This is a genomic window from Rhizobium skierniewicense Ch11 (assembly GCF_023757665.1).
Lineage (GTDB): Bacteria > Pseudomonadota > Alphaproteobacteria > Rhizobiales > Rhizobiaceae > Agrobacterium > Agrobacterium skierniewicense.
Map to the genome: position 1 here is coordinate 322,276 of NZ_RXPG01000005.1, position 24,198 is coordinate 346,473.

At 57.3% G+C, this 24,198-nt stretch carries 23 protein-coding genes; 18 read left to right on the forward strand and 5 right to left on the reverse strand.

What is annotated here, in order from left to right:
- Positions 1-17 precede the first annotated feature (17 nt).
- From EKM04_RS04950 to lipA, 7 genes are all read left to right on the forward strand, one after another.
- Entirely contained in the window at positions 18-1,439 is a 1,422-nt protein-coding gene (locus EKM04_RS04950; protein ID WP_183896832.1) for a pyruvate dehydrogenase complex E1 component subunit beta, read from the forward strand.
- A gap of 15 nt (positions 1,440-1,454) precedes the next feature.
- Positions 1,455-2,852 (forward strand): pyruvate dehydrogenase complex dihydrolipoamide acetyltransferase, encoded by a 1,398-nt coding sequence (locus tag EKM04_RS04955; protein WP_183896833.1) that lies wholly within the window; start codon positions 1,455-1,457, stop codon positions 2,850-2,852.
- 212 nt (positions 2,853-3,064) lie between these two features.
- Positions 3,065-3,709: an SGNH/GDSL hydrolase family protein gene (locus tag EKM04_RS04960; RefSeq protein ID WP_183896834.1), complete on the forward strand. Its 645-nt coding sequence runs from the start codon at positions 3,065-3,067 to the stop codon at positions 3,707-3,709.
- Positions 3,710-3,770: 61 nt separating this feature from the next.
- Positions 3,771-5,216: a dihydrolipoyl dehydrogenase gene (gene lpdA / locus EKM04_RS04965; RefSeq protein ID WP_183896835.1), complete on the forward strand. Its 1,446-nt coding sequence runs from the start codon at positions 3,771-3,773 to the stop codon at positions 5,214-5,216.
- 56 nt (positions 5,217-5,272) lie between these two features.
- Positions 5,273-5,527, forward strand: coding sequence for a GlsB/YeaQ/YmgE family stress response membrane protein (locus tag EKM04_RS04970; protein ID WP_183896836.1), 255 nt, complete (start codon positions 5,273-5,275; stop codon positions 5,525-5,527).
- A 39-nt stretch (positions 5,528-5,566) separates the two neighbouring features.
- Positions 5,567-5,815: a GlsB/YeaQ/YmgE family stress response membrane protein gene (locus tag EKM04_RS04975; protein ID WP_174153195.1), complete on the forward strand. Its 249-nt coding sequence runs from the start codon at positions 5,567-5,569 to the stop codon at positions 5,813-5,815.
- A 32-nt stretch (positions 5,816-5,847) separates the two neighbouring features.
- A complete protein-coding gene (gene lipA / locus EKM04_RS04980; RefSeq protein WP_183896837.1) occupies positions 5,848-6,822 on the forward strand; it encodes a lipoyl synthase in 975 nt (324 codons plus the stop codon).
- Between the two features lie 149 nt (positions 6,823-6,971).
- Here lipA and EKM04_RS04985 read toward each other — a convergent pair whose 3' ends face one another.
- From EKM04_RS04985 to EKM04_RS04995, 3 genes are all read right to left on the reverse strand, one after another.
- Positions 6,972-7,904: a DMT family transporter gene (locus EKM04_RS04985; protein WP_183896838.1), complete on the reverse strand. Its 933-nt coding sequence runs from the start codon at positions 7,902-7,904 to the stop codon at positions 6,972-6,974.
- A 62-nt stretch (positions 7,905-7,966) separates the two neighbouring features.
- The gene (locus EKM04_RS04990) at positions 7,967-8,707 is read right to left on the reverse strand and encodes an AraC family transcriptional regulator (RefSeq protein ID WP_183896839.1); all 741 of its coding nucleotides are present in this window, start codon (positions 8,705-8,707) and stop codon (positions 7,967-7,969) included.
- Positions 8,708-8,804: 97 nt separating this feature from the next.
- Positions 8,805-8,987, reverse strand: coding sequence for a hypothetical protein (locus EKM04_RS04995; RefSeq protein ID WP_174153199.1), 183 nt, complete (start codon positions 8,985-8,987; stop codon positions 8,805-8,807).
- Positions 8,988-9,108: 121 nt separating this feature from the next.
- On the opposite strand from EKM04_RS04995, the gene EKM04_RS05000 reads away from it, so the two are divergent.
- Together EKM04_RS05000 and EKM04_RS05005 are read left to right on the forward strand one after the other, a co-directional pair.
- Complete coding sequence (locus tag EKM04_RS05000; protein WP_174153200.1) at positions 9,109-9,678, forward strand: P-loop NTPase family protein; 570 nt, start codon at positions 9,109-9,111, stop codon at positions 9,676-9,678.
- Positions 9,679-9,687: 9 nt separating this feature from the next.
- Entirely contained in the window at positions 9,688-10,137 is a 450-nt protein-coding gene (locus EKM04_RS05005; protein WP_174153201.1) for a type II toxin-antitoxin system RatA family toxin, read from the forward strand.
- On the opposite strand, the gene EKM04_RS05010 is transcribed toward EKM04_RS05005, so the two are convergent.
- Positions 10,125-10,628, reverse strand: coding sequence for a CinA family protein (locus EKM04_RS05010; RefSeq protein ID WP_183896840.1), 504 nt, complete (start codon positions 10,626-10,628; stop codon positions 10,125-10,127). The two genes, EKM04_RS05005 and EKM04_RS05010, sit on opposite strands and share 13 nt — an antisense overlap.
- Positions 10,625-11,812, reverse strand: a complete 1,188-nt coding sequence (locus tag EKM04_RS05015) for a bifunctional 2-C-methyl-D-erythritol 4-phosphate cytidylyltransferase/2-C-methyl-D-erythritol 2,4-cyclodiphosphate synthase (protein WP_174153203.1) — start codon at positions 11,810-11,812, stop codon at positions 10,625-10,627. The genes EKM04_RS05010 and EKM04_RS05015 overlap by 4 nt, the downstream gene beginning before the upstream one ends.
- 243 nt (positions 11,813-12,055) lie before the next feature.
- Here EKM04_RS05015 and dusB point away from each other — a divergent pair, with 243 nt between their 5' ends.
- From dusB to EKM04_RS05060, 9 genes are all read left to right on the forward strand, one after another.
- Positions 12,056-13,072 (forward strand): tRNA dihydrouridine synthase DusB, encoded by a 1,017-nt coding sequence (gene dusB, locus EKM04_RS05020; RefSeq protein ID WP_183896841.1) that lies wholly within the window; start codon positions 12,056-12,058, stop codon positions 13,070-13,072.
- On the forward strand, positions 13,069-14,217 hold the full coding sequence (locus EKM04_RS05025; protein WP_174153205.1) for a two-component system sensor histidine kinase NtrB: 1,149 nt from the start codon (positions 13,069-13,071) through the stop codon (positions 14,215-14,217). The genes dusB and EKM04_RS05025 overlap by 4 nt, the downstream gene beginning before the upstream one ends.
- Positions 14,214-15,665, forward strand: coding sequence for a nitrogen regulation protein NR(I) (ntrC, locus tag EKM04_RS05030; RefSeq protein ID WP_174153206.1), 1,452 nt, complete (start codon positions 14,214-14,216; stop codon positions 15,663-15,665). Before EKM04_RS05025 ends, ntrC begins: the two co-directional genes overlap by 4 nt.
- Before the next feature lie 142 nt (positions 15,666-15,807).
- Positions 15,808-18,078, forward strand: a complete 2,271-nt coding sequence (locus EKM04_RS05035; RefSeq protein WP_183896842.1) for a sensor histidine kinase NtrY-like — start codon at positions 15,808-15,810, stop codon at positions 18,076-18,078.
- On the forward strand, positions 18,068-19,432 hold the full coding sequence (gene ntrX / locus EKM04_RS05040; protein WP_174153208.1) for a nitrogen assimilation response regulator NtrX: 1,365 nt from the start codon (positions 18,068-18,070) through the stop codon (positions 19,430-19,432). Before EKM04_RS05035 ends, ntrX begins: the two co-directional genes overlap by 11 nt.
- 39 nt (positions 19,433-19,471) lie before the next feature.
- Positions 19,472-20,848: a Trk system potassium transporter TrkA gene (gene trkA / locus EKM04_RS05045; RefSeq protein ID WP_183896843.1), complete on the forward strand. Its 1,377-nt coding sequence runs from the start codon at positions 19,472-19,474 to the stop codon at positions 20,846-20,848.
- Positions 20,849-21,035: 187 nt separating this feature from the next.
- A complete protein-coding gene (gene hfq, locus EKM04_RS05050) occupies positions 21,036-21,278 on the forward strand; it encodes an RNA chaperone Hfq (RefSeq protein WP_003496145.1) in 243 nt (80 codons plus the stop codon).
- 201 nt (positions 21,279-21,479) lie between these two features.
- The gene (gene hflX, locus EKM04_RS05055) at positions 21,480-22,808 is read left to right on the forward strand and encodes a GTPase HflX (protein ID WP_234910973.1); all 1,329 of its coding nucleotides are present in this window, start codon (positions 21,480-21,482) and stop codon (positions 22,806-22,808) included.
- A gap of 216 nt (positions 22,809-23,024) precedes the next feature.
- Positions 23,025-24,197, forward strand: coding sequence for a GGDEF domain-containing protein (locus EKM04_RS05060; protein WP_174153210.1), 1,173 nt, complete (start codon positions 23,025-23,027; stop codon positions 24,195-24,197).
- The last annotated feature ends 1 nt before the right edge of the window (position 24,198 follow it).

Sequence of the window (24,198 nt, forward strand, 5' to 3'; positions counted from 1 at the left end):
TTGGGAAGGGAGATATCATGCCTATAGAAATTCTCATGCCCGCCCTTTCCCCGACCATGGAGGAAGGCACGCTTTCCAAATGGCTGAAGAAAGAGGGTGACAAGGTTGCCTCCGGCGACGCGATTGCCGAAATCGAAACCGACAAGGCGACGATGGAAGTCGAAGCCGTCGATGAAGGCACCATCGGCAAGTTGCTGATCGAGGCCGGTACCGAAGGCGTCAAGGTCAACACCGCCATCGCCATCCTGCTTCAGGACGGCGAGAGTGCAGACGCCATGTCGGCGGCTCCGAAGAAAGAAGAGCCAAAGGCAGAAGCGGCCAATTCCGATTCGGACGCTGCGGGCGGCAAGAGCCGCGAAGCCTCCGAAGAGCCTTCTGCAAAGAAGGATGCTGCCAAGGTTCCGGCGGCTCCGAAGATTGACGTCGCGGCTGACCCTGATGTGCCGGAAGGTACGGAAATGGTCATGACAACCGTTCGCGAAGCGCTTCGCGATGCCATGGCCGAAGAAATGCGCTCCGACGAAAACGTTTTCGTCATGGGCGAAGAGGTCGCCGAATATCAGGGCGCCTATAAGATCACTCAAGGCCTGTTGCAGGAATTTGGCGACAAGCGCGTCATCGATACGCCCATCACCGAGCACGGCTTTGCCGGTATCGGCGTCGGCGCAGCGATGACGGGTCTGCGTCCGATCGTCGAGTTCATGACGTTCAACTTCGCCATGCAGGCCATCGACCAGATCGTCAACTCAGCCGCCAAGACGCTTTACATGTCCGGCGGTCAGATGGGTGCACCGATGGTGTTCCGTGGTCCTTCGGGCGCGGCTGCCCGCGTTGGCGCGCAGCACTCGCAGTGCTATGCCGCTTGGTACAGCCACATTCCGGGCCTCAAGGTCGTCATGCCTTACACGGCAGCTGACGCGAAGGGTCTTCTGAAGGCGGCGATCCGCGATCCGAACCCGGTCATCTTTCTCGAAAACGAAATCCTTTACGGCCAGAGTTTCGAAGTGCCTAAGCTGGATGATTTCGTGCTGCCGATTGGCAAGGCGCGCATTCACCGCAAGGGCAACGATGTCACCATCGTGTCCTTCGGCATCGGCATGACTTACGCCATCAAGGCGATTGCGGAGCTTGAAAAGGAAGGGATCGATGTCGAGTTGATCGACCTTCGCACCATCCGCCCGATGGACCTTCCGACGGTGATCGAATCCGTCAAGAAGACCGGCCGTCTGGTCACTGTCGAAGAAGGCTTCCCGCAGTCATCAGTCGGTGACTTCATCGCCAACCAGGTTCAGCGCGCTGCCTTCGATTATCTCGACGCGCCAATCGTCACGATTGCCGGCAAGGACGTTCCGATGCCCTATGCGGCCAATCTGGAGAAGCTGGCCCTGCCGAATGTCGACGAAGTCATCCAGGCTGTCAAAGCCGTCTGCTACAAGTAAGGGGAGGGCGTTTCGATGCCTATCAACATCACAATGCCTGCCCTGTCTCCGACGATGGAAGAGGGCAATCTGGCCAAATGGCTGGTCAAGGAAGGCGACAAGGTAGCGCCCGGCGACGTGATTGCCGAGATCGAAACCGACAAGGCGACCATGGAAGTGGAAGCCGTGGACGAAGGCACCGTTGCCAAGCTGTTGGTTCCGGCTGGCACCGAAGCGGTGAAGGTCAATGCCGTGATCGCTATTCTGGCCGGTGAAGGCGAAGACGTCGCCGAAGCGGCCAAGGGCGGCGATGCTGCGCCTGCAAAGTCTGAAGTCAAAGCCGAGGCACCAAAGGCCGAAGCGCCCAAGCAGGAAGCCAAGGCCGAAGCGCCGAAGTCCGAGGCGGCGCCTGCCAAGGCTGAAAAGCCGGTGGCCGATCAGGCGGCAGCACCGTCCACGCCAGCGCCCGTGTCGACCTCTGGCGAGCGTCTTTTCGCCTCGCCGCTGGCGCGCCGCTTGGCAAAGGATGCCGGTCTTGACCTGTCCGCTGTGTCTGGCTCAGGCCCGCATGGCCGCATCGTCAAGTCTGATGTTGAAAAGGCAGTAAGCTCCGGCGGCGCCAAGTCTGCTGTGGCATCTGCACCAGCAGCGCCCGGTGCGTCTGCATCGGCACCTGCCAAGGGGCCGTCCGACGAAAGCGTGCTCAAGCTGTTTGCGGAAGGCTCCTACGAGCTTCTGCCGCACGATGGCATGCGCAAGACGATTGCCTCGCGCCTCACCGAATCGACGCAGACCGTTCCGTCCTACACGGTTTCGATGGACTGCGAACTCGATGCGATGATGAAGCTGCGTGCCGAGATCAACGCCTCTGCACCGGTGAAGAAGACGGAAAAGGGTGAGGTTCCGGCCTTCAAGCTTTCCGTCAACGACTTCATCATCAAGGCTATGGCGCTTGCTCTGCGCGACGTTCCGATGGCGAATGCCTCCTGGACGTCCACGGCCCGCGTGCTGCACAAACATGCAGATGTCGGCGTCGCGGTCTCGATCCCCGATGGCCTGATCACGCCCATTGTACGCAAGGCCGAGGAAAAGTCCCTGTCCGTCATCTCCAACGAGGTGAAGGATTTGGCCAAGCGCGCCCGTGACAAGAAGCTGAAGCCGGATGAATACCAGGGAGGCACCACGTCGGTTTCCAACCTGGGCATGTTCGGTGTCTCGTCCTTCACGTCCATCGTCAACCTGCCGCAGGCGTCCATCGTCTCGATTGGCGCAGGCGTCGAAAAGCCGGTCGTTCGTGGCGGCAAGATCGAAGTGGGCACAGTCATGACCGCCACCTTTGCCTTCGACCACCGCGTCATCGATGGCGCGCTTGGCGCGGAACTCGCGTCCGCCTTCAAACGCTACATCGAAAGTCCGATGTCGATGCTGGTATAAACATGGTTTACGTGGGTCAGTTAACGTCCAAAGGCCAACTCGTCGTCGAGAATACCGACTCGGCGTCTACGACCCACGGCAACCAGAAAATTTGGCGGTTACGTTGCACTCATTGTTCGTCTGAGTATGGCGCAAATGGGTGCGACATACATATCCGGAACTGTCCAGTTTGTCAGGGCGGGCGTCCATCAGAGCCATTGAGGTAACCGAGAATGAAAACCGTTCTTTGCTATGGCGATAGTCTGACCTGGGGATATGACGCCGAAAATCTGGGGCGCCATGCCTATGAGGATCGCTGGCCGAGCGTTTTGCAAAAGGCGCTGGGTCAAGAGGTCAACGTCATTGCCGAGGGTTTGAACGGGCGCACCACTGCTTATGACGATCATCTGGCAGATTGCGACCGTAATGGTGCGACTGTGTTGCCGACGCTTCTGCACAGCCATGCGCCGATCGATCTGGTCATCATCATGCTTGGCACGAACGATCTCAAGCGCGGCATCGGCCCTGGAAATGCCGTCGGTGCGGTCAAGGGCGTGGAACGTCTGGTCAGCCTCGTTCGCAAGCACGCATGGTCCTTCGAGGATCATGACGAGCCGGAAATCTTGATCGTGTCCGCGCCGCATATCTGCGAGACGGGCAACGAGGTATTCGCGGCCATGTTCATTGACGCGGTCGGACAATCGAAGATGATGGGCTCGCTCTATCGCGATCTGGCGGATGACAAGGGGTGCGGATTTTTCGATGCTGCATCCGTCGCCGTCACCACGCCCGTGGATGGTGTGCACCTGGATGCGGAAAACACACGTGCGATCGGTCGCGGGCTGGAGCCCGTGGTGCGCATGATGTTGGGACTTTGAAGATACTCGATTGACGCAGCGGCGCCACGCCGCCGTCAAACAGATAAAGGCAGGAAATAGAATGGCTCAATCCTACGACGTCATCGTCATTGGCTCCGGTCCGGGTGGTTATATCGCCGCCATTCGCGCGGCTCAGCTCGGTCTGAAGGTTGCCGTCGTGGAGCGCGAACACCTGGCGGGCATCTGCTCCAACTGGGGCTGCATTCCCACCAAGGCCCTGCTGCGCACCGCAGACGTCATGCACAGTGCAACCCATGCGAAGGATTACGGCCTGACGCTGGAAGGCTCGATCAAGCCGGACGTGAAGGCCATCGTCGCCCGCTCGCGCGGCATTGCCGCCCGCATGAACAACGGCGTCGGCTTCCTGTTCAAGAAGAACAAGGTCGATATCATCTGGGGTGAGGCCAAGATCACCAAGCCCGGCGAAATCGTCGTTGGCAAGATGACGAAACCTGTCGTCCAGCCGCAGGGTCCCGTGCCGAAAAACACGTTGGGTGAAGGTACTTACACCGCCAAGCATATCATCGTCGCCACCGGCGCACGTCCGCGCGCGCTGCCCGGCATCGAGCCGGATGGCAAGCTGATCTGGACCTATTTCGAGGCGATGAAGCCGGAAGAACTGCCGAAGTCGCTGCTCGTCATGGGTTCGGGCGCCATCGGTATCGAGTTTGCCAGCTTCTATCGCACCATGGGCGTTGATGTGACGGTCGTCGAAATCATGAGCCAGGTCATGCCGGTCGAGGATGCGGAAATCTCCGCTTTCGCAAAGAAGCAGTTCGACAAGCAGGGCATAAAGATTCATCTGGAGGCCAAGGTCGCCAAGGTGGAGAAGGGTGCAAATTCAGTCACCGCCACCATCGAAAAGAAAGACGGCTCGTCCGAGAAGATCACCGCAGACCGGATGATCTCCGCCGTCGGCGTTCAGGCCAATATCGAGAATATCGGCCTTGAGGCAGCGGGCGTGAAGACCGATCGCGGCTTCGTCGTCATCGATGGCTACGGCAAGACCAACGTTCCCGGCATCTATGCCATCGGCGACGTCGCCGGCGGCCCGCTTCTGGCCCACAAGGCAGAGCATGAAGCCGTCATTTGCGTCGAGAAGATCGCAGGCCTGCCGAATGTCCACCCCATGGACAAGAGCAAGATCCCCGGCTGCACCTATTGCAACCCGCAGGTCGCCTCGGTCGGTTTGACGGAAGCCAAGGCTAGGGAACAGGGCCGCGACGTGCGCGTCGGACGCTTCTCCTTTGCGGCCAACGGCAAGGCCGTGGCGCTCGGAGAAGATCAGGGCATGGTCAAGACGATCTTCGACAAAAAAACCGGCGAGCTCATCGGCGCGCATATGGTGGGTGCGGAAGTGACCGAACTCATCCAGGGCTTCGTCGTGGCCATGAACCTCGAAACCACCGAGGAAGACCTGATGCACACCATCTTCCCGCATCCGACCCTGTCGGAAATGATGAAGGAAAGTGTGCTGGATGCCTATGGACGTGCGCTGAACGCTTGATAATTGCGCTGCGCGCTCCCACTCTTTGAGGGGAGCGGCGCCAACGGGAGAAAGACATGTCGGTTGCAACGGAAGCCTGGATTATCTTTCTCCTGATCGGCCTTGTGGCCGGTTTTCTGGCAAGTCTCATCGTTGGCGGTGGTGGTCTGATCGGCTGCCTTCTCAGCGGTGTGATTGGCGCATTTGTCGGCGGTTATGTGTTCAACGCGCTTGGCATTTCACTTGGCATTGAAAACGCGCTGGTGGTGCAGATCATTCACGCAACGGTCGGCGCCATCATTGTGACGCTGATTGCAAAACTGATTGTCTGACGAGCAGAGCAGGCGACGACAGAAGGTTAAGGGTGTGGCATGGAAAGTGTAGGCTGGATCGGTGCGATTATCATTGGTGGCCTTGCGGGATGGCTTGCAGGCAAGCTCATGGATATGCGCTTTGGCATTTTCATGAACATCGTTCTGGGCATCGTCGGCTCCGTGGTGGCGGTTGCCGTGCTGCGCACCTTCGATGTCTTCGTGCAAGATAGCCGCCTCGGTTATTTCGTCACGTCTTTCTTGGGCGCAAGCCTTCTGTTATTCATCGCCAAGCTCGTCAGGCGTTAAGGCCGCATCCACGCGGTAGAAGCAGGTCTCTTATGGTCACTATTCTCGACAGGATGTCCCAGACGGACGAAAAGCGCGTTCGTCATCCGGAAAAGGCGCACAAGCCCGATACGGAAGTCCTGCGCAAACCGGAATGGATCCGCGTCAAGGCACCCACATCCAAGGGGTACCAGGAGACGCGCGAACTGGTGCGCAGCCACAAGCTGGTAACCGTGTGCGAAGAGGCCGGCTGTCCAAATATCGGCGAGTGCTGGGAAAAGAAGCACGCCACCTTCATGATCATGGGCGAGATCTGCACCCGCGCTTGCGCCTTCTGCAATGTGTCCACCGGCAAGCCGAATGCACTCGACATGTTGGAGCCTGAGAACGTCGCCAAGGCCGTCAAGCAGATGGGTCTCTCCCACGTCGTCATCACTTCGGTTGATCGTGACGATCTGGATGATGGCGGAGCGGAGCATTTCGAAAAGGTCATCTGGGCCATCCGCGCAGCATCGCCAGGCACCACCATCGAAATCCTGACACCCGACTTTTTGAAGAAGCCTGGTGCGCTCGAACGTGTTGTCGCCGCCAAGCCTGATGTCTTCAACCACAACATGGAAACGGTTCCGGGCAATTATCTCACCGTGCGCCCCGGTGCGCGTTACTTCCACTCCGTGCGCCTGCTTCAGCGCGTCAAGGAACTGGACCCCACCATGTTCACCAAATCCGGCATCATGGTCGGCCTCGGAGAAGAGCGCAACGAAGTGCTGCAATTGATGGACGACCTGCGCAGTGCAGACGTCGACTTCCTCACCATTGGCCAGTACCTCCAGCCGACCCGAAAGCACCACAAGGTCGAAAAATTCGTCACACCGGAAGAGTTCAAGTCCTATGAGACGATTGCATACACCAAGGGCTTTCTGATGGTCGCATCCAGCCCTCTGACACGTTCCTCACATCATGCGGGTGACGATTTCGAGCGGCTCCGGGTCAATCGCGAGCGCAAGCTGCTCGCTGCTGCAGAGTAGGTTGTGATGAGGCTGTTGGGCAGAGGCTGACAGCGCACGACGCTTTTACTTTTGGGGATGACACCCACGTTCCCTGTAGCGGGTTTTTAGGTGCTCGGGTCAAGCCCGAGCAAGGCAATCGGGTTGCATTGGCTCAAGGCCTTTGCGTTCTACCCATTCACCTTCGCAGGCCGATGCGCCTGCATGCACAACAACACGCTCACCACCACAGATACGATCGCAGCCGTTTCGATCAGGGTCGGGCCGCGCTGTTCCCACATGAACCCGTAGAGAAGCGCGAAAAGCGTTTCGAACAGGATCATCTGCCCCACCATTGTCAGGGGCAGCAGGCGGCTCATACGGTTCCAGAGCGCATTGCCGAAGATGGAGGCGGTAACGCCAAGACCCACGGCAACCGAGGCGAATTGCAGCCAGTCGGCGCGCGCGTGGACATCGGCGCTGAAGCCGAAGGCGGGGACCGCGAGCACAAGCGCCAGTCCGCCGGTCACGACACCCGTCATCAGGTTCCACTCGTCGGCGCTCACATCGTGCAGGCGCGTCAGCCAGCGGGCATTGCCGACGGCAAAGGCTGTCCACGAGGCAAGCGCCCCAATGGCGCAGACGAGGCCGACGATCTTGGTGAGATCGAACCCGCCTTGCCCCTCGGCCAATGACTGCCACGACACGCCAAAGATTCCGATGGCCCCGAAGACAAGGGAAGGCCATAGGCGTTTGAGGGAGATAGCGCCATGGTCACGACTGCCGATAATGGTCACGGCCACAGGCAGAAAGCCGATGATGATGGAGGTGAAGGCAACGCCGCTGAGCTGCACCGCCGTGGAGATAAAAAAGTAGTAGACGATATTGCCGATGAGGCTGAGCCAACCCAAGGCAATCCATTCCGCTTTTCCGAACCGGGACGCGACACGGCGAAGTTTGGGGCCGATCAAGATCAGCGCGAAGACGCCGTAGGTGAGATATCGCGCCGTCGATAGTTGTAAGGGCGTAAAGCCATCAGGGATCAGCTTCGGAGCGAGAAAAATGCCTCCCCAAAGCGCGCCTGCCAGCATGCCGTAAAATACGCCCAGTCCCGTCCTGTTCATGCCATGCCCACTCGTTGCCTGACGCTGTTTGCCACGGCGCGTGGGTGCTGTCTTGACATAAACTATTGCGGCAGCCCCGAAAACTCGCGGCGATAGGCGGCGGGTGTCGTGCCAACGATTTTCTTCATGGCACGGGTGAGGGCGGTCTGATCGGAAAAACCTGCCCGGTCGGCAATCTGCGCGATTGGCAGGTTTGAACCTGTCAGAAGCCTGCATATCGCCTTCATGCGCAGATCGCGGAGCCAGAGGTGCGGGCTTTCGTCGAAGTGCTCCCGGAAAACCGCATGCAAGCGACTGACGCTGATGTCGGCCTGTTCTGCCATGCGATCCAAAGGCCAAGGCATGAGCGGATTGATTTCCACGAGAGCTTTCAACGCAGTCAATCGCGAAACGATATCGGGCTTTTCATCCACGAGACTGGAAAGAAGGATCGGCGTCCAGGCGAGGTTGGCTTTGGCGTCCTGTTCGCCGCCTAGCGTCAAGTCGCGCATGTAGTGGGCGAGCTTGGTGGTGCGCAGGTTGAGATCGATAAAGGGTTTCGATGCAAACCTGTCGAGAGTCTGCGCGGGCACTGACTGCTCGTCGATATCGACGACCAGCGAGCGGTTCAGGACGTCACTGGTTTGCGTGTGAGCGGTATGTCGATGAACGATCACGCCCTTGGCGGGGGACAGCTTCTCCTGAAGGCCGCAGACATCGATTTCGAGGTGTCCTGCAACGGGAAGAACGATCTGCACAAAGGCATGACATTCATTTGGAGTTTCACCGCGATAGGAGCGCAGATCGACAGACGTGGCTTTCATTCAAGGCTCCCTCCTTCCCAAAACAAAAGATGGCCGCGACGCGGCCACCTATGGAATGGATAATTTCATGTCGGCAGGCAGGCCGCCAGGCAAAATCTCAAGCCTCGGCCTCCTGCTTGATGGTCGATTCGCCACGCTTGCGCTTACGCAGCACCGGTTTGTTTTCCCGTGCTTCGCACTTGGCCACGTCGATGAGATAGGCGAGCATCGGCATGCTGTTCATGGATGCCAGCTGTTTTGCGGATTCCAGAAGGTTGATGATGTTGGCAAAATCGTCCATCGTATCACTCGATTGTTTGGCTGCATCCCAAGGATGTAATCGTCGTTGCTGTTAAATAACGCCGAGCCCGGTCGGGTTGCAAGAGTCAATTTCTCCGAACTGCTATGCAAGGGTAGACAGGATGGCCGCCATCAACAGCATCGAGGAAGCCGCCGAGTGTATATCCAAGGCATCCCGCATCATGGTCGTCGGCTGTTCTGGAGGCGGGAAAACGACGCTTTCACAGGGGATATGCTCGCGTAAAGGATTGGAATACTTCTCCATCGACCGGGATGTGAGGTGGATGTCGGAATGGACACAGCGAGACAGTGGCGAACAGCGCCGCATCCTCGAAGATATCGTGCGTCGTGAGCGTTGGCTGCTGGATGGCTCCGGTCCTTCCACATTCGAATTGAGGTTGCCGCGAACCGACGTCGTCATATGGATGAGGCTGCCGCGAGTGACGTGTCTTATGGGTGTCGCGAAGCGAGTGGCGAAATATTATGGCACTGTGCGGCCATACATGGCGGACGGTTGCCGCGAACCATTACCTGACAGGGAGTTTCTCAGCTACATCTGGACCTTCGAGAAGCACCACGCGCCCGTATTCCTGCGCAATTTCGAACTTTACGGTCCGCACGTGCCAATATTTCAGGTGAAATCCAGAGCGCAGGCAAGTCTACTTCTTGATCTTGTTCGCGCGGCGCATTAACTGCCCCTCATGCCGCAATTCGAAACACGCCGCCCTGTCAGACACTCTCCCGAACGGATGTATAATCTCGTTGCCGATGTGGAGACGTACCCGCAATTTCTGCCGCTTTGCGATGGCTTGACCGTTCGTTCCAGAAAAGAGCGCGACACCAAGACCCTGCTGGTTGCCGATATGACGGTCGGCTACAAGGCGATCAGAGAAACCTTCACGACTCAGGTTCTTCTCAAACCTGAGGAATCGGCCATCGATGTGAAATATCTGGATGGGCCGTTCAAATATCTCGACAATCGCTGGCGTTTCGAACCCGGCGAAAATGGCGGCTGCTCGGTCTACTTCTTTATCGATTACGAGTTCAAAAGCCGTTTTCTGGGCGCCGTCATGGGCTCGATGTTCGACCGCGCTTTTCGCATGTTTGCGGAAGCCTTCGAAGCGCGTGCCGACAAGATCTATACGGATTGAGACAGTTCGATCAGCATCTCAAGGGATGTCTTGACCGTCGCGAGACGAACCGTGTCGCGACCCACATCTCCATACCGCATCTCCCGATGAAGGATACGCCCGGTCCGCGCCTTTGCAGCAATATGGACGAGACCGACCGGTTTGAGCGCCGACCCGCCGCCGGGACCGGCAATACCCGTGACCGCCATGGAGACATGCGCGCGTGATCGATAAAGCGCGCCATGCGCCATTTGAAGCGCGGTTTCCATGGAAACGGCACCGAAGGTTTCCAGCGTCAGGGCGCTGACCCCGAGCATGTCCATTTTGGCGTCGTTGGTGTAGGTGACGAAGCCACGGTCGACCACGGCAGATGACCCCGCGATCTCCGTCAGCGCTCCTGCGATCAGTCCGCCCGTGCAGCTCTCCGCCGTCGATAGCATGTGTCCCCGAGCGGTGAAGTCGGCCACGACCTTGCGTGCCAGCGTCTCTATGTCTGACGGAAACACGCTCATGCAGGCCTCTGGCGATAAACAACGGTCGCGGTTGCGATGGCGGCTATTCCCTCACGCCGACCGACAAAGCCGATGGTTTCATTGGTGGTTGCCTTCACCGAGCAACGGTCGAGTGAAATGTCCAGGATGTCGGCAAGGTTCTCACGCATCGCCTGCCGGTGCGGGCCGATCCGTGGCTCCTCGGCAATCAGTGAAACGTCGGCATTCATGATCGTGCCGCCATTGCCCCGCACGACCTTTGCCGCATGTTCCAGAAAAATGCGCGATGCAGCACCTTTCCACTGCGGGTCGGATGGCGGAAAATGATCGCCGATATCACCGGCGCCGCACGTTGCCAGCAACGCGTCCGTCAGGGCATGGAGCGCGACGTCTGCATCCGAGTGGCCGATAAGCTTCTGATCGTGCGGGATGAAGATGCCGCACAGTGTCACGCCATCGCCTTCACCCAGCTGATGCACATCGTAACCGTTGCCCGTGCGTACATCCGGCAACGCGGCGGAAAGTTTTTCGTCAGCCATGGCGATATCCCGTTTCAAAGTCAGTTTCACGTTATCGACGATGCCGTCCACCAGCTTCACCGGTGTGCCGGCCCATTCGGCAATCGCGGCATCGTCGGTAAAATCGATGCGACCGGAGGAGGTGGCATGTCTATGCGCCCGTAGAATGAGAGAATAATCGAAAGTTTGCGGTGTCTGCGCCGCGTATAGATTGCTGCGCGGCACGGTTTCTCCAACATAGCCATCATGGCCGCGCTTCAGGGTATCTGCGACCGGAACCGCAGGCAAAACGGCCTGCGCTCCTTCAGCAAGCGCGTTCGCGATCCGCTCCAGCAGATCGACATCGATAAAGGGGCGCACCGCATCATGGATCATGACATGGGTAACATCGCGCGCCTCAAGTGCTTCAAGCCCGGCCAGAACGGATTGCTGGCGCGTCGGCCCGCCTGTCACTCGGCTGATCCGATCATAGGCATTCAGTCTTTGGGCGATAGGTTCGAACAGGGCACGATCGTCGGCATGGGTGACGACCACGATGTGTGCAGATCGCTCCCACCCCAAAAATCGCGCGAGCGTGTGTTCGATAACGGCCTTTCCGCCGATGAGGCGATATTGCTTGGGACCTTCTTCCGGTGCGCCTGCGCGTTCTCCACGCCCTGCCGCCACCACGACGATACCGATTCTCATAGAGCCTTCCTGCATTGAACCCATGTCATTTATGCATTTCTTCATCGGTTTACTTCGGTGGTGTAGCGTTTTAGGAAAAGGATGACCAGTGGGAGACGCGCTGGCTTCTCAGGCATCATCGACACGTATGATCTCTTCACACAGCGACAAAACGGCAAGTCAAAAAAACACACGCTTATATCAGTGAAAGTGCTTGGCAAGAGCACGAACACTGTCTAAAAATAATGCAAATTTAAAAAATGCATGAAAGTTGACCATTTGCTTAATTTGAAGCTGTCAGACCCGTTTCAGATCGGAACCGCCACCGTTCGCAACCGGGCGGTGCTTGCGCCCATGTCTGGTGTGACCGATTTGCCGTTTCGTCAGCTTGCCTGGCGCTTCGGTGCCGGTCTTGTGGTGACGGAAATGGTGGCCAGTCGTGAGCTCGTTGCCAATCGCGGAGAATCATGGGCCCGACTGAAGAATGCGGGCATGGTTCCGCATATGGTACAGCTTGCCGGGCGCGAGGCCTACTGGATGGCGGAGGCCGCAAAAATCTCCGCAGATAATGGCGCCGGGATCATCGACATCAACATGGGGTGCCCTGCCAAGAAAGTCACAGGCGGATTGTCCGGCTCGGCTCTCATGCGGGAGCCCGATCATGCTTTGACGCTGATCGAGGCGACGGTCAAAGCGGCGAATGTACCGGTCACATTGAAAATGCGGCTGGGCTGGGATGATTCGTCCATCAACGCCCCGGAGATCGCAACGCGTGCAGAGGCGGCAGGCGTGAAGCTCATCACCATTCACGGTCGCACACGCATGCAGTTTTATGAAGGTCGTGCCAATTGGGATGCGATCAAGGCCGTGCGCGACGTGATCTCCGTGCCTCTCATCGCCAACGGCGATGTGGAAACGAATGCCGATGCCTGCGAAATCCTGCGCCGTTCTGGCGCGGATGCCGTCATGGTCGGGCGGGGCGCACAGGGGCAGCCCTGGCTGCCAGCTGTTCTGGCAGGCCACGCGCCGCCGATGCCGGAGCAGATCGCTGATATCGCCGTCGAACATTATGAATTGATGCTGGAATTTTACGGCATCGAAGCCGGTCTTCGCCATGCGCGCAAGCATCTTGGATGGTATCTCGATCGATTTGCGCCTGACATGAAGACAGATGACAAGGTTGACATCATGACATCGAAGAATACGGGGCAGGTGATAGCCCTGCTGCGCTCGGCCCTACAACAGGGAGCAGAACGATCTGCTGCGAGGCGGGCCGCATGAGTGCCGAGACTGCACCCCCCGGTGGCAGCAATGTGCTGGCCATGGCTGTTCTCAATGCCGTTCAAAACCCGGTGATACTGGTCGATGGAGAGGGCTTCATTGCGTTTGCCAACTGGGAGGCAGAGGCATTTTTCGGCGCAAGTGCCACGCATCTGGCGCGCTACCGCATTTCGACCTTCATTCCCTTTGGAAGCCCACTGCTGGCCCTGATCGATCAGGTGCGCGAGCGCCGTGCGCCGGTCAATGAGTACCGCGTCGATTTGTCGTCGCCGCGTCTTGGTCAGGACAAGCTGGTGGACCTATACGTCGCGCCCGTTGTTAGCGAACCGGGTTCGGTTGTGGTTGTGTTCCAGGAACGGTCCATGGCCGACAAGATCGATCGTCAATTGACGCATCGTGCCGCAGCCCGCTCCGTGACGGGGCTGGCGTCGATGCTGGCCCATGAAATCAAGAACCCGCTTTCGGGCATTCGGGGTGCGGCGCAGCTGCTTGAGACATCCGTTCCTGATGAAGACCGCGCTCTGACCCGGTTGATCTGCGATGAGACCGACCGCATCGTCTCTCTGGTGGATCGTATGGAGATTTTCTCCGACGAGCGCCCCGTGGACCGCATGCCGATCAACATTCACTCGGTGTTGGACCACGTGAAGGCGGTGGCAAAAGCTGGCTTTGCGCGCAATGTGAAGATCAGCGAACACTACGATCCGTCCTTGCCGCCCGTCTATGCCAATCGTGATCAACTGGTGCAGGTCTTCCTCAATCTGGTCAAGAACGCCGCCGAAGCGGTCAGCAACCAGCAGGATGGCGAAATCATTCTGACGACCGCCTATCGCCCCGGCATTCGTCTGTCTGTCGCGGGGACGCGTGAGCGCATTTCGCTGCCGCTGGAATTTTGCGTGGTCGACAACGGTCCGGGTGTTCCGTCAGATCTCGTGCCGCATCTTTTCGACCCTTTCATTACCACCAAAACCAACGGTTCGGGTCTGGGCCTTGCCCTCGTTGCCAAACTCATCGGTGCCCATGGCGGCATCGTGGAATGCGACAGCCAGAACCATCGTACGACTTTCCGCGTCTTGATGCCCGTTTCTCCGGAAGTGGCGGTAGACGACAGCATTTTGCCGAACCCGACAGGACTTAATCGATGACAGCAACGATTCTTGTGGCCGATGACGACGCGGCCATCCGCACCGTCCTTAATCAGGCTCTCAGCCGTGCCGGATACGATGTACGCATCACCTCCAACGCGGCGACGCTATGGCGCTGGATTTCTGCGGGTGAGGGCGATCTTGTCGTGACCGACGTCGTCATGCCGGACGAAAACGCATTCGATCTTCTTCCTCGAATCAAAAAGGCCCGACCAGATCTGCCGGTGCTGGTCATGAGCGCCCAGAACACTTTCATGACCGCCATCAAGGCCTCTGAAAAAGGTGCCTATGATTATCTGCCCAAGCCGTTTGATCTGACGGAGCTGATCGCCATTATCGGTCGCGCTCTGTCCGAGCCAAAGCGCAAGCCTGCCAAGCTCGATGACGACATGCAAGACGGCATGCCGCTGGTAGGACGGTCCGCCGCCATGCAGGAGATCTACCGCGTCCTGGCGAGGCTGATGCAGACGGATTTGACGCTGATGATCACGGGTGAGTCGGGCACGGGCAAGGAGCTTGTGGCGCGCGCGCTTCATGATTACGGCAAACGCCGCAACGGCCCTTTCGTTGCGATCAATATGGCTGCGATTCCCCGGGACCTTATCGAGTCGGAACTTTTCGGTCACGAAAAGGGAGCTTTTACCGGCGCGCAGAACCGCTCCACCGGTCGCTTCGAACAGGCTGAGGGTGGGACGCTGTTTCTCGATGAAATCGGCGATATGCCGATGGATGCCCAGACCCGTCTTCTGCGGGTGTTGCAGCAGGGCGAGTACACCACCGTTGGCGGCCGGACGCCCATCCGCACCGATGTTCGCATCGTCGCCGCGACCAACAAGGATTTGAAGACCTCGATCAATCAGGGTCTGTTTCGCGAAGACCTCTATTACCGTCTCAACGTCGTGCCGTTGCGCCTGCCCCCGCTGCGTGACCGTGCGGAAGACATTCCCGACCTTGTCCGCCACTTCATCCAGACGGGTGAAAAGGAAGGGCTGGAGGGTAAGCGCTTCGAGACCGAAGCGTTGGAACTGATGAAGGCCTATGCCTGGCCGGGGAACGTTCGTGAGTTGGAAAACCTCATCCGTCGTCTGATGGCGCTCTATCCACAGGAAGTAATCACGCGCGAAATCATCGAACAGGAGCTTCAGTCCGATGTCGCTGACAGTCCGATTGATCGGACAGCCGTGCGCAACGGCTCGTTGACGATCTCCCAGGCCGTGGAAGAAAATATGCGCGATTACTTTTCCGGGTTTGGCGAAAGCCTGCCTCCGCCGGGTCTTTATGATCGCGTTTTACGGGAAATGGAATATCCCCTCATACTTGCTGCACTGACAGCGACGCGTGGCAACCAGATCAAGGCTGCGGATTTGCTGGGACTGAACCGAAATACGTTGCGCAAGAAAATCCGGGAACTGGGTGTATCGGTCTACAGGAGCTCAAGAACAGCCTGAGTCTGTTGACAAGGCGTGTGTGTCGTTGCATTTTCGCCACAAAGTGTTGCTTGAAAATCACGGGAGCGTCCGGATTCGTCGAAGAGCGGCGTTCTCTCTTGCAAGACGATAATGTCGCATAAAGCGGCTTGGGAAATGATCGATGCGCAAACCTGTCGCCGATAAGGTTTCCGACCGTGCGTCGGCCGATATAGTCATTGCCGACCGGCGGATGTCATTTGCCTTCCCCGGACTGGTACTCGCCGGCGTTGCGCTGATCTGTGCGATGTTGACCCTGTTCGTGCTGCTCGGATTGACCCCGATTGCGCCGACGACAAACGTGGTCATCGCTTCGGTCATCATCAATTCGCTGTTCGTCATCGGACTGATGTACCTCATCGGTCGCGAAATAAATCGTCTCATGAAAGCGCGGCGACGGGGCAGGGCGGCGGCGCGCCTGCATGTGAGAATCGTCGCTCTCTTCTCCATCGTCGCGATTACCCCCGCCGTTCTGGTGGCGATCTTTGCGAGTATTACGCTCAATGTCGGTCTCGACCGTTGGTTTGCCCTGCGCACCCAGGCCATCGTCGATTCGTCCAGCAATATCGCCCAAGCCTATATGCTCGAAAATGCTGGCTATTTGCAGGGCCAGACGCTGTCCATGGCGACTGACCTCGACCGCAACCGCGCACTTTTCTATCTTGACCGCACTGGCTTTGTCGAGCTGATGACGCGGCAGGCCAAGGGCCGCGGGCTGCTCGGCGCGTTTCTCGTGCAACAGGATGGCGATGCGGTCGTCCAGGCCGACATCAAGACAGAGCGCCCCCTTCCAGCCATTCCGCAGGATGCCCTGCAAAAGGCTGGTGCTGGTCAGCCTACCCTCATTCCTCCCGGTGTCACCAATCTCGTTGGCGCCATCATCAAACTTGAGGGCATCGGCGGAACGTTTCTTTACACCGTGCGTGCTGTTGATCCGAAGGTGATGTCTGCCATGCGGCTGATGGAGGAAAACCGTGCAGAGTATAACGCGATGGAGGCGGGCCGTGCACCATTGCAAATTGCATTTGCGATTCTCTATCTCGGTTTCGCGCTCATCGTTCTTCTTGCTGCCATCTGGACCGCCATCGCCGTTGCGGACCGTATCGTGCGTCCCATTCGCCTTCTGATCAGTGCGGCCGACAGTGTCGCTATGGGCAACATGCATGTGCTTGTACCCGTCCGTGCAGCCGATGGAGATGTCGGTAGACTTGCGCGAACCTTCAACAAGATGATTGGTGAAATTCGCAGCCAGCAGGACGAAATCATCGAGGCCAAGGATGATATCGACAATCGCCGTCGCTTCATCGAGGCGGTGCTATCGGGGGTGACGGCGGCTGTGATCGGCGTCGACGAATATCGCAACATCACGATTGCCAACCCCTCGGCAGAAGAGTTTCTGGCTGTCTCCTCCGAACAGCTGGTGGGTTCACCGCTGGTCGAGATCGCCCCTGAAATCGAGCATGTTGTGACGGAAGCCGCAGCGTCCGCACGGATGGATTTCCGACACCAGATCAACATCATCAGGCGCGGTAAGGAGCGCACGTTGAACGTTCAGGTGACGCGGGAGGATGCTCGTGATGGCCACGAATCCTACGTCATTACGCTCGATGACATCACCGATCTCGTCATCGCCCAACGCTCGACCGCATGGTCGGAAGTGGCACGGCGAATCGCGCATGAGATCAAAAATCCGCTGACACCGATTCAGCTTTCGGCAGAGCGCATCAAACGTCGCTTCGGCAAGCAGATACATGATGAAACAGACCGGGCGGTGTTCGATCAGTGCACAGACACGATTGTGCGCCAGGTTGGCGATATCGGTCGCATGGTGGACGAATTCTCTGCCTTTGCGCGCATGCCCAAGCCGACCAAGGAGATGTCAGATTTGCGGACAATCCTCAAGGACGCCACATTCCTCAGGGAAATGGGTGCAGCGCATGTCAAATTCGCAACCGAACTGGGCGATGAGCCGCTTGAGGGGATGTTTGATTCACGCATGCTCGAGCAGGCCTTTGGCAATCTCATCAAAAATGCCACGGAGGCGATCGAGTCGGTTGAAACGAGCGATGCGCCTCGCGAAGGGAGAGTCCTGGTCAGGGCGTCTTTTGATGAGGAAAACAACCGGTTTATCGCAGATGTGATTGATAATGGTCGTGGTTTGCCAGTCGAAAACCGTCATCGCATCCTAGAGCCATACATGACGATGCGCGAGAAGGGCACAGGCCTTGGTCTGGCCATCGTCAAGAAGATCATTGAAGAACACGGCGGTCATCTGGAATTGCATGATGCGCCGACCGATTTCGATCAAGGCCATGGCGCCATGATCAGAGTGCTGCTGCCGCGTGTCGAAGTGGCGCTCAGCGAGAGAGACAAGGAAGTTGCATATGGCGTCTGATATTCTGGTCGTAGATGACGAAGCGGATATCCGCGAAATCGTAGCCGGTATTCTGTCCGACGAAGGCCACGAGACACGGATGGCCTTCGACAGCGACAGTGCGCTGGCGGCGATTTCCGAGCGCGTTCCCAGGCTGATTTTTCTCGATATCTGGATGCAGGGTAGCAAGCTGGACGGTCTGGCGCTGCTGGACGAGATCAAGAGCCGTCATCCCGAGCTTCCCGTCGTGATGATTTCGGGTCATGGCAATATCGAGACGGCAGTCAATGCCATCAAGCGCGGCGCCTTTGATTTTATCGAGAAGCCGTTTAAAGCCGACCGTCTGATTCTGATTGCCGAGCGGGCGCTTGAAAACTCCAAGCTCAAACGCGAGGTTTCAGAGCTGAAAAAACGCGCCGGAGATGCCGTCGAGCTTATCGGCGCATCGCTCGCCGTCTCGCAGCTGCGCCAAACCATCGACCGTGTTTCGCCGACCAATAGCCGCATCATGATTCTTGGTCCATCCGGTTCCGGCAAGGAACTCGTGGCGCGCATGATCCATAAGAAGTCCTCGCGGGCGACCGGACCCTTCGTTGCTCTGAATGCCGCGACGATCACGCCTGACCGCATGGAAATTGCGCTTTTCGGCACCGAAGGCCTTCCTGGTCAGCCACGAAAGGTGGGCGCGCTGGAAGAGGCGCATCGCGGCGTTCTTTATCTGGATGAAGTCGGAGAAATGCCACGCGAAACGCAAAACAAGATCCTGCGTGTGCTTGTCGACCAGCAATTCGAGCGTGTCGGTGGCGGCAAGCGCGTGAAGGTGGATGTGCGTATCATCTCGTCCACGGCCCATAATCTGGAAGGATTGATTGCCGACGGGCTGTTTCGTGAAGATTTATATCACCGTCTTGCCGTGGTTCCGGTTAAGGTTCCGGCCCTTTCAGAACGTCGCGAAGATATTCCGTTTCTTGTCGATATGTTCATGCGCCAGATTTCCGAACAGGCGGGCATTCGGCCACGCAAGATCGGGGATGACGCGATGGCCGTGCTTCAGACGCACGACTGGCCGGGCAATATCCGCCAGCTTCGCAACAATATCGAGCGGCTCATGATTCTTGCACGCCCCGATAATGTCGAGACGCCGATTTCTGCCGATATGCTGCCTGCCGATATTGGCGACATGCTGCCGAAGATCGCGGCGCAAGGCGACCAGCACATCATGACGCTTCCCTTGCGCGAAGCGCGTGAAATGTTCGAGCGGGATTATCTGGTGGCGCAGATCAACCGGTTTGGCGGCAATATTTCCCGCACGGCGGAATTTGTCGGCATGGAGCGTTCTGCTTTGCATCGGAAACTGAAGTCGCTTGGCGTCTGACGATCCTGAATTTGCTGTTCTGGCCTGTAGAGAGAGCGTATGAAAGTCATCATTTGCGGCGCAGGCCAGGTGGGTTACGGCATTGCGGAGCAATTGTCGCGGGAAGATAACGAGGTGTCCGTTATCGATACCTCAGCCGCTCTGATTGCAACCATCACCGAAACGCTGGATGTACGCGGATATGTCGGGCATGGCTCGCACCCGGACATGCTCGCGAAAGCGGGTGCCGATCAGGCAGATATGATCATCGCCGTGACGCTATACGATGAAATCAACATCGTTGCCTGCGAAGTCGCGCACGCGTTGTTCAGTGTGCCCACGAAGGTCGCTCGCATCCGTGACCAGAGCTACCTCCAGCCGGAATATGGCGATCTGTTCAGCCGCGAAAACATGTCCATCGATGTGACGATTTCACCCGAGATCGAAGTTGGCAAGATGGTGCTGCGGCGTATCGCGTTCCCGGGCGCGACGGATGTGGTGCGTTTTGCGGACGACAATGTCTCCATGCTGGCCATTGAGTGCATGGAAGACTGCCCTGTCGTCAATACGCCCTTGCAGCAGCTCAGCCATCTCTTCCCAGACCTGATTGCAACGGTTGTGGGTGTCTATCGCAACGGACATCTGAAAGCCGTCGATTCGTCGGAGCAGCTGCGTACCGGTGATCTGGCCTACGTGATCTGCCAGCGCCAACACGCGCGCCGTACGCTTGGTCTTTTCGGCCACGAGGAGAAGGAAGCAGCCCGGATCGTTATAGCAGGCGGCGGTAACATCGGCCAATATGTGGCGCGCTGCATCGAAGACGTTCAGCCGAAAACGCGTGTAAAGATCATTGAGGCCGACCGCGAACGCGCCATCGCGGCATCCGAGAAACTCAACTCGACAATCGTGCTGAATGGATCGGTTTTGGACCAGAAAATCCTCCACCAGGCGGATATTCAGGATGCAGACCTGATCGTGACGCTGACCAACAACGATCAGACCAATATTCTGGGCGCTGTCATGGCGAAGCAACTTGGTTGCAAATCCAATCTCGCACTTCTGAACGGCCCATCATTTCACGATGTCGCGAAGTCTTTGGGTCTGGATGCCTATATCAATCCGCGTGCTGTCACCATTTCTCGTGTCCTGCAACATGTTCGGAAAGGTCGCATTCGTTCCGTCTATGCGGTGCAACGCGGCAATGGCGAAATTATCGAGGCCGAAGCGTTGGATACGTCGCCTCTGGTGGGGCAGGCGCTTCGCGATATGGAGTTGCCGGATGGTGTTCGCATCGGCGTCATCTATCGGGACAAAACCGTGATACGCCCGGACGGCGGGACCAAAATCAAGGCGAGAGATCGCGTTGTCCTGTTTGCGTCATCGGATGCAGTGCGTGAGGTGGAACAGCTATTCCGAGTATCAATTCAATATTTCTAAAATATTGTGTATGAAGCAAAAAAGCTCATCCTCGTAAATCCGGGTAAGTTTTTCGACATTGCGGAACAGATCGTGATTTGATACCAGAGTTGCTGATCGGCTGACACGGGGACGCGGTTCGGCCGATCCTATTATTGATTATGCATTCCCGGTCTCCCATCCGGGCAAAAAAGAAAGAAGCGGCGCCATGGCGGAACGTTCTCAAAACCTGCAAGATCTTTTCCTGAACACAGTTCGCAAGCAGAAGATTTCGCTGACAATATTTCTCATTAACGGTGTTAAGCTGACGGGTGTGGTGACATCCTTCGATAATTTCTGTGTTCTTCTTCGCCGTGACGGACACTCCCAGCTCGTCTACAAGCATGCGATTTCGACCATCATGCCGGGCCAGCCGATGCAGATGTTTGAATCGGAAGAAGGCGCCGCTTGAATTAGCGGCCACGACGACAATACGACAGTCATGATTATACCGACAACGGAACCTTGAGCTAGGTTCCGTTGTTTTTCGGCGCATGCGCTCTTATATCTTGATGGAGCGATTTCTTTACGATCCGAAAGGTGCGGGCACATTTCTACACGCGATACATCGAATGAATCCATCATCCCGGAACTGGAAAAGCGTCGGGATGACATGCGCGCCGTTGTCATCATCCCGGTCTTGAAGCAGGGGCGTGCGCCACAGGAAGCCTCCGCGACGACGCCCCCCCGTTCGATGGAAGCGAAACTTGAAGAAGCCAAGGGCCTGGCGCTTGCCATTGACCTTCACGTGGCTCAAGGCTTGATCGTGCCGGTCAACCAGCCACGCCCGGGTACGCTGTTCGGCAGCGGGAAGATTGAGGAAATCGGTCAGCTTCTGGACGAAACCGATTCCGGGCTGGTCATCATCGATCATCCGTTGACGCCTGTTCAGCAGCGCAATCTCGAAAAAGAGTGGAACGCCAAAGTCATAGACCGCACCGGTCTCATTCTGGAGATATTTGGCCGTCGCGCCTCTACCAAAGAAGGCACGCTTCAGGTCGATCTTGCCCATCTGAATTATCAGAAAGGTCGTCTGGTCAGAAGCTGGACCCACCTTGAGCGACAGCGCGGTGGTGCTGGCTTCATGGGCGGCCCCGGTGAAACGCAGATCGAAGCTGACCGTCGCTTGCTGCAGGATCGCATCGTCAAACTAGAGCGCGAACTGGAGCAGGTCGTTCGCACGCGCCAACTTCATCGCGCCAAGCGCCGCAAGGTGCCGCATCCAATCGTGGCGCTTGTCGGTTACACCAATGCCGGAAAATCAACTCTCTTCAACCGCGTGACTGGCGCTGGTGTGCTGGCTGAAGACATGCTTTTTGCCACGCTCGATCCGACATTGCGCCGCATGAAATTGCCGCATGGTCGTACCGTCATCATGTCCGATACGGTGGGTTTCATCTCCGATCTCCCGACTCACCTGGTCGCAGCGTTCCGCGCGACACTGGAAGAAGTTCTGGAGGCCGACCTTATCCTTCATGTGCGCGACATGGCTGATCCTGATAATGGTGCGCAATCGTCTGACGTTCTTCGCATTCTGAACGATCTCGGAATCGACGAGAAGGTCGCCGATACCCGGATCATTGAAGTCTGGAACAAGGTCGACAGGTTGGATCAGGAAACGCACGACGCCATCATGCACAAGGCTGAAGGACGCGCCAACGTCCGCGCTGTCTCGGCCATCACAGGCGAGGGCGTCGATGCCCTGATGGACGAAATCTCGCAGCGGCTCTCAGGCGTTCTGGTGACAAGTTCTGTTGTGCTCGACGTCGATCAGCTTCACCTGCTGTCATGGGTCTATAGCAATGCCATCGTCGATGGACGCCAGGATAACGAAGACGGCTCTGTCACGCTGGACGTTCGTCTTTCAGACCCGCAAGCGCTTGAACTGGACAGAAGACTTGGTCACCCGAACAAATCCACGTCAGAAGAGAGTGAAGCCTAGAAATCCGGTTCCGCGCGCATTGGAGTTTTCCTATAAAAAGCAAGGCGAGCCGCGATTTTGCTCTAACTTTCCGGTTGAGATTGGGAAAATTTGCTATTTCAGGGTTTATTACCAGGTTCTGATAAGTTTTTGATTCCATCAATCACCACTATTTAGTTAGACTTTCGTAATGAAATCCATGTGATACCATCGGCTCGTTCTCACGAGCTGATGAATATGCAAGCTTTAGATCTCAATACCGTTATGCTGCTCCACAAGCTTTCTTTCTTTGTGGCTGGGCTTTGCTTTTTATACGTACGCTCCCAGTCGCGTGAAAGTGTGGGGCTCGGGTTTCTGGCTGCGGGTTTCTTTCTGGTCGCGATGGCAACAACACTGCTCGGAATCGGCAAGATTTTCGCGGATTACACCGATGCCTTATCCTTAGCCGGTAACTTTGCCGGGTTGGTCGGATATTCCATCTTCTGGATTGGAATGTGCCGAATTAGTCGGCAACGCCTGAGGCGCCGCGAATGGTTCGTGTTATGCTTGCCCGTCGCCGTCTGTGTCACCTTGCTTGTTACAGGCGGATACCACTCGACCGAAATCCGGACGATTGTCTTTCAGATTACGGCAGCGTCTCTGCTATTCGCCGCAGCCTTCACTGTTTTTGCGGATCGGATCGTCGAGCCGCTTCCGGTTCGAAAAGCGCTTGCAGCAACGATCATGTTTGCTTCGTTCCTCAGCGTCTTGATTGCCATCGGTATTCTTTTTCCAAGCATTGCGTATGTCTCCCCACGAAACGCGTTCTTCATCTCCATCATTTGCCATTTTGCCATTGCCGTCTTCGTTCTGGCATTGGTGAAGGAACGCGCGGAGGAGGGGTTACAGCGGCTTGTCGGTCTCGATGTCTTGACGGGCGTTCCGAACAGGCGGTCGTTTTCCTCCCGTCTTCCAGAGCTGATGCGCCAAGGTGATACAATCGTGATGATCGACATCGATCACTTCAAGCGCATCAATGACGGCTTTGGACATCTGGCAGGCGACGAAATCCTGATCCGGGTCGCTCAAGAATTGGCGAACCGCATTCGTCCGAATGAAAGCTTCGCCCGTTTCGGTGGAGAGGAGTTCATCCTCTATATTCCTGCAAAGGACGACGCCGACGCAATAACTTTTGCCGAAACGATTCGGCAGATGGTCAGTTCGATCAAGCATTCCATAGAAGACCAGAAAGTCGTCGCAACACTCAGCATGGGGCTTGCCGTTTGCGAAGGCAAAAGCTGTTCTCCGCTGGCTCTGATGAAACGTGCCGACACAGCGCTTTACGCATCGAAAGCCGCCGGCCGGGACAGGCTGACCGTTTACAGCGAGGGGGATGCCGAACGCCCGCAAGATGTGAGGCACGCGAGCTGAT

Excerpts from the sequence above, each read along its gene's own strand:
- EKM04_RS04950 (WP_183896832.1), top strand. The coding sequence starts at position 18 with ATGCCTATAGAAATTCTCATGCCCGCCCTTTCCCCGACCATGGAGGAA.
- EKM04_RS04955 (WP_183896833.1), top strand. The coding sequence starts at position 1,455 with ATGCCTATCAACATCACAATGCCTGCCCTGTCTCCGACGATGGAAGAG.
- EKM04_RS04960 (WP_183896834.1), top strand. The coding sequence starts at position 3,065 with ATGAAAACCGTTCTTTGCTATGGCGATAGTCTGACCTGGGGATATGAC.
- lpdA (WP_183896835.1), top strand. The coding sequence starts at position 3,771 with ATGGCTCAATCCTACGACGTCATCGTCATTGGCTCCGGTCCGGGTGGT.
- EKM04_RS04970 (WP_183896836.1), top strand. The coding sequence starts at position 5,273 with ATGTCGGTTGCAACGGAAGCCTGGATTATCTTTCTCCTGATCGGCCTT.
- EKM04_RS04975 (WP_174153195.1), top strand. The coding sequence starts at position 5,567 with ATGGAAAGTGTAGGCTGGATCGGTGCGATTATCATTGGTGGCCTTGCG.
- lipA (WP_183896837.1), top strand. The coding sequence starts at position 5,848 with ATGGTCACTATTCTCGACAGGATGTCCCAGACGGACGAAAAGCGCGTT.
- EKM04_RS04985 (WP_183896838.1), bottom strand. The coding sequence starts at position 7,904 with ATGAACAGGACGGGACTGGGCGTATTTTACGGCATGCTGGCAGGCGCG.
- EKM04_RS04990 (WP_183896839.1), bottom strand. The coding sequence starts at position 8,707 with ATGAAAGCCACGTCTGTCGATCTGCGCTCCTATCGCGGTGAAACTCCA.
- EKM04_RS04995 (WP_174153199.1), bottom strand. The coding sequence starts at position 8,987 with ATGGACGATTTTGCCAACATCATCAACCTTCTGGAATCCGCAAAACAG.
- EKM04_RS05000 (WP_174153200.1), top strand. The coding sequence starts at position 9,109 with ATGGCCGCCATCAACAGCATCGAGGAAGCCGCCGAGTGTATATCCAAG.
- EKM04_RS05005 (WP_174153201.1), top strand. The coding sequence starts at position 9,688 with ATGCCGCAATTCGAAACACGCCGCCCTGTCAGACACTCTCCCGAACGG.
- EKM04_RS05010 (WP_183896840.1), bottom strand. The coding sequence starts at position 10,628 with ATGAGCGTGTTTCCGTCAGACATAGAGACGCTGGCACGCAAGGTCGTG.
- EKM04_RS05015 (WP_174153203.1), bottom strand. The coding sequence starts at position 11,812 with ATGAGAATCGGTATCGTCGTGGTGGCGGCAGGGCGTGGAGAACGCGCA.
- dusB (WP_183896841.1), top strand. The coding sequence starts at position 12,056 with ATGAAAGTTGACCATTTGCTTAATTTGAAGCTGTCAGACCCGTTTCAG.
- EKM04_RS05025 (WP_174153205.1), top strand. The coding sequence starts at position 13,069 with ATGAGTGCCGAGACTGCACCCCCCGGTGGCAGCAATGTGCTGGCCATG.
- ntrC (WP_174153206.1), top strand. The coding sequence starts at position 14,214 with ATGACAGCAACGATTCTTGTGGCCGATGACGACGCGGCCATCCGCACC.
- EKM04_RS05035 (WP_183896842.1), top strand. The coding sequence starts at position 15,808 with ATGCGCAAACCTGTCGCCGATAAGGTTTCCGACCGTGCGTCGGCCGAT.
- ntrX (WP_174153208.1), top strand. The coding sequence starts at position 18,068 with ATGGCGTCTGATATTCTGGTCGTAGATGACGAAGCGGATATCCGCGAA.
- trkA (WP_183896843.1), top strand. The coding sequence starts at position 19,472 with ATGAAAGTCATCATTTGCGGCGCAGGCCAGGTGGGTTACGGCATTGCG.
- hfq (WP_003496145.1), top strand. The coding sequence starts at position 21,036 with ATGGCGGAACGTTCTCAAAACCTGCAAGATCTTTTCCTGAACACAGTT.
- hflX (WP_234910973.1), top strand. The coding sequence starts at position 21,480 with ATGCGCGCCGTTGTCATCATCCCGGTCTTGAAGCAGGGGCGTGCGCCA.
- EKM04_RS05060 (WP_174153210.1), top strand. The coding sequence starts at position 23,025 with ATGCAAGCTTTAGATCTCAATACCGTTATGCTGCTCCACAAGCTTTCT.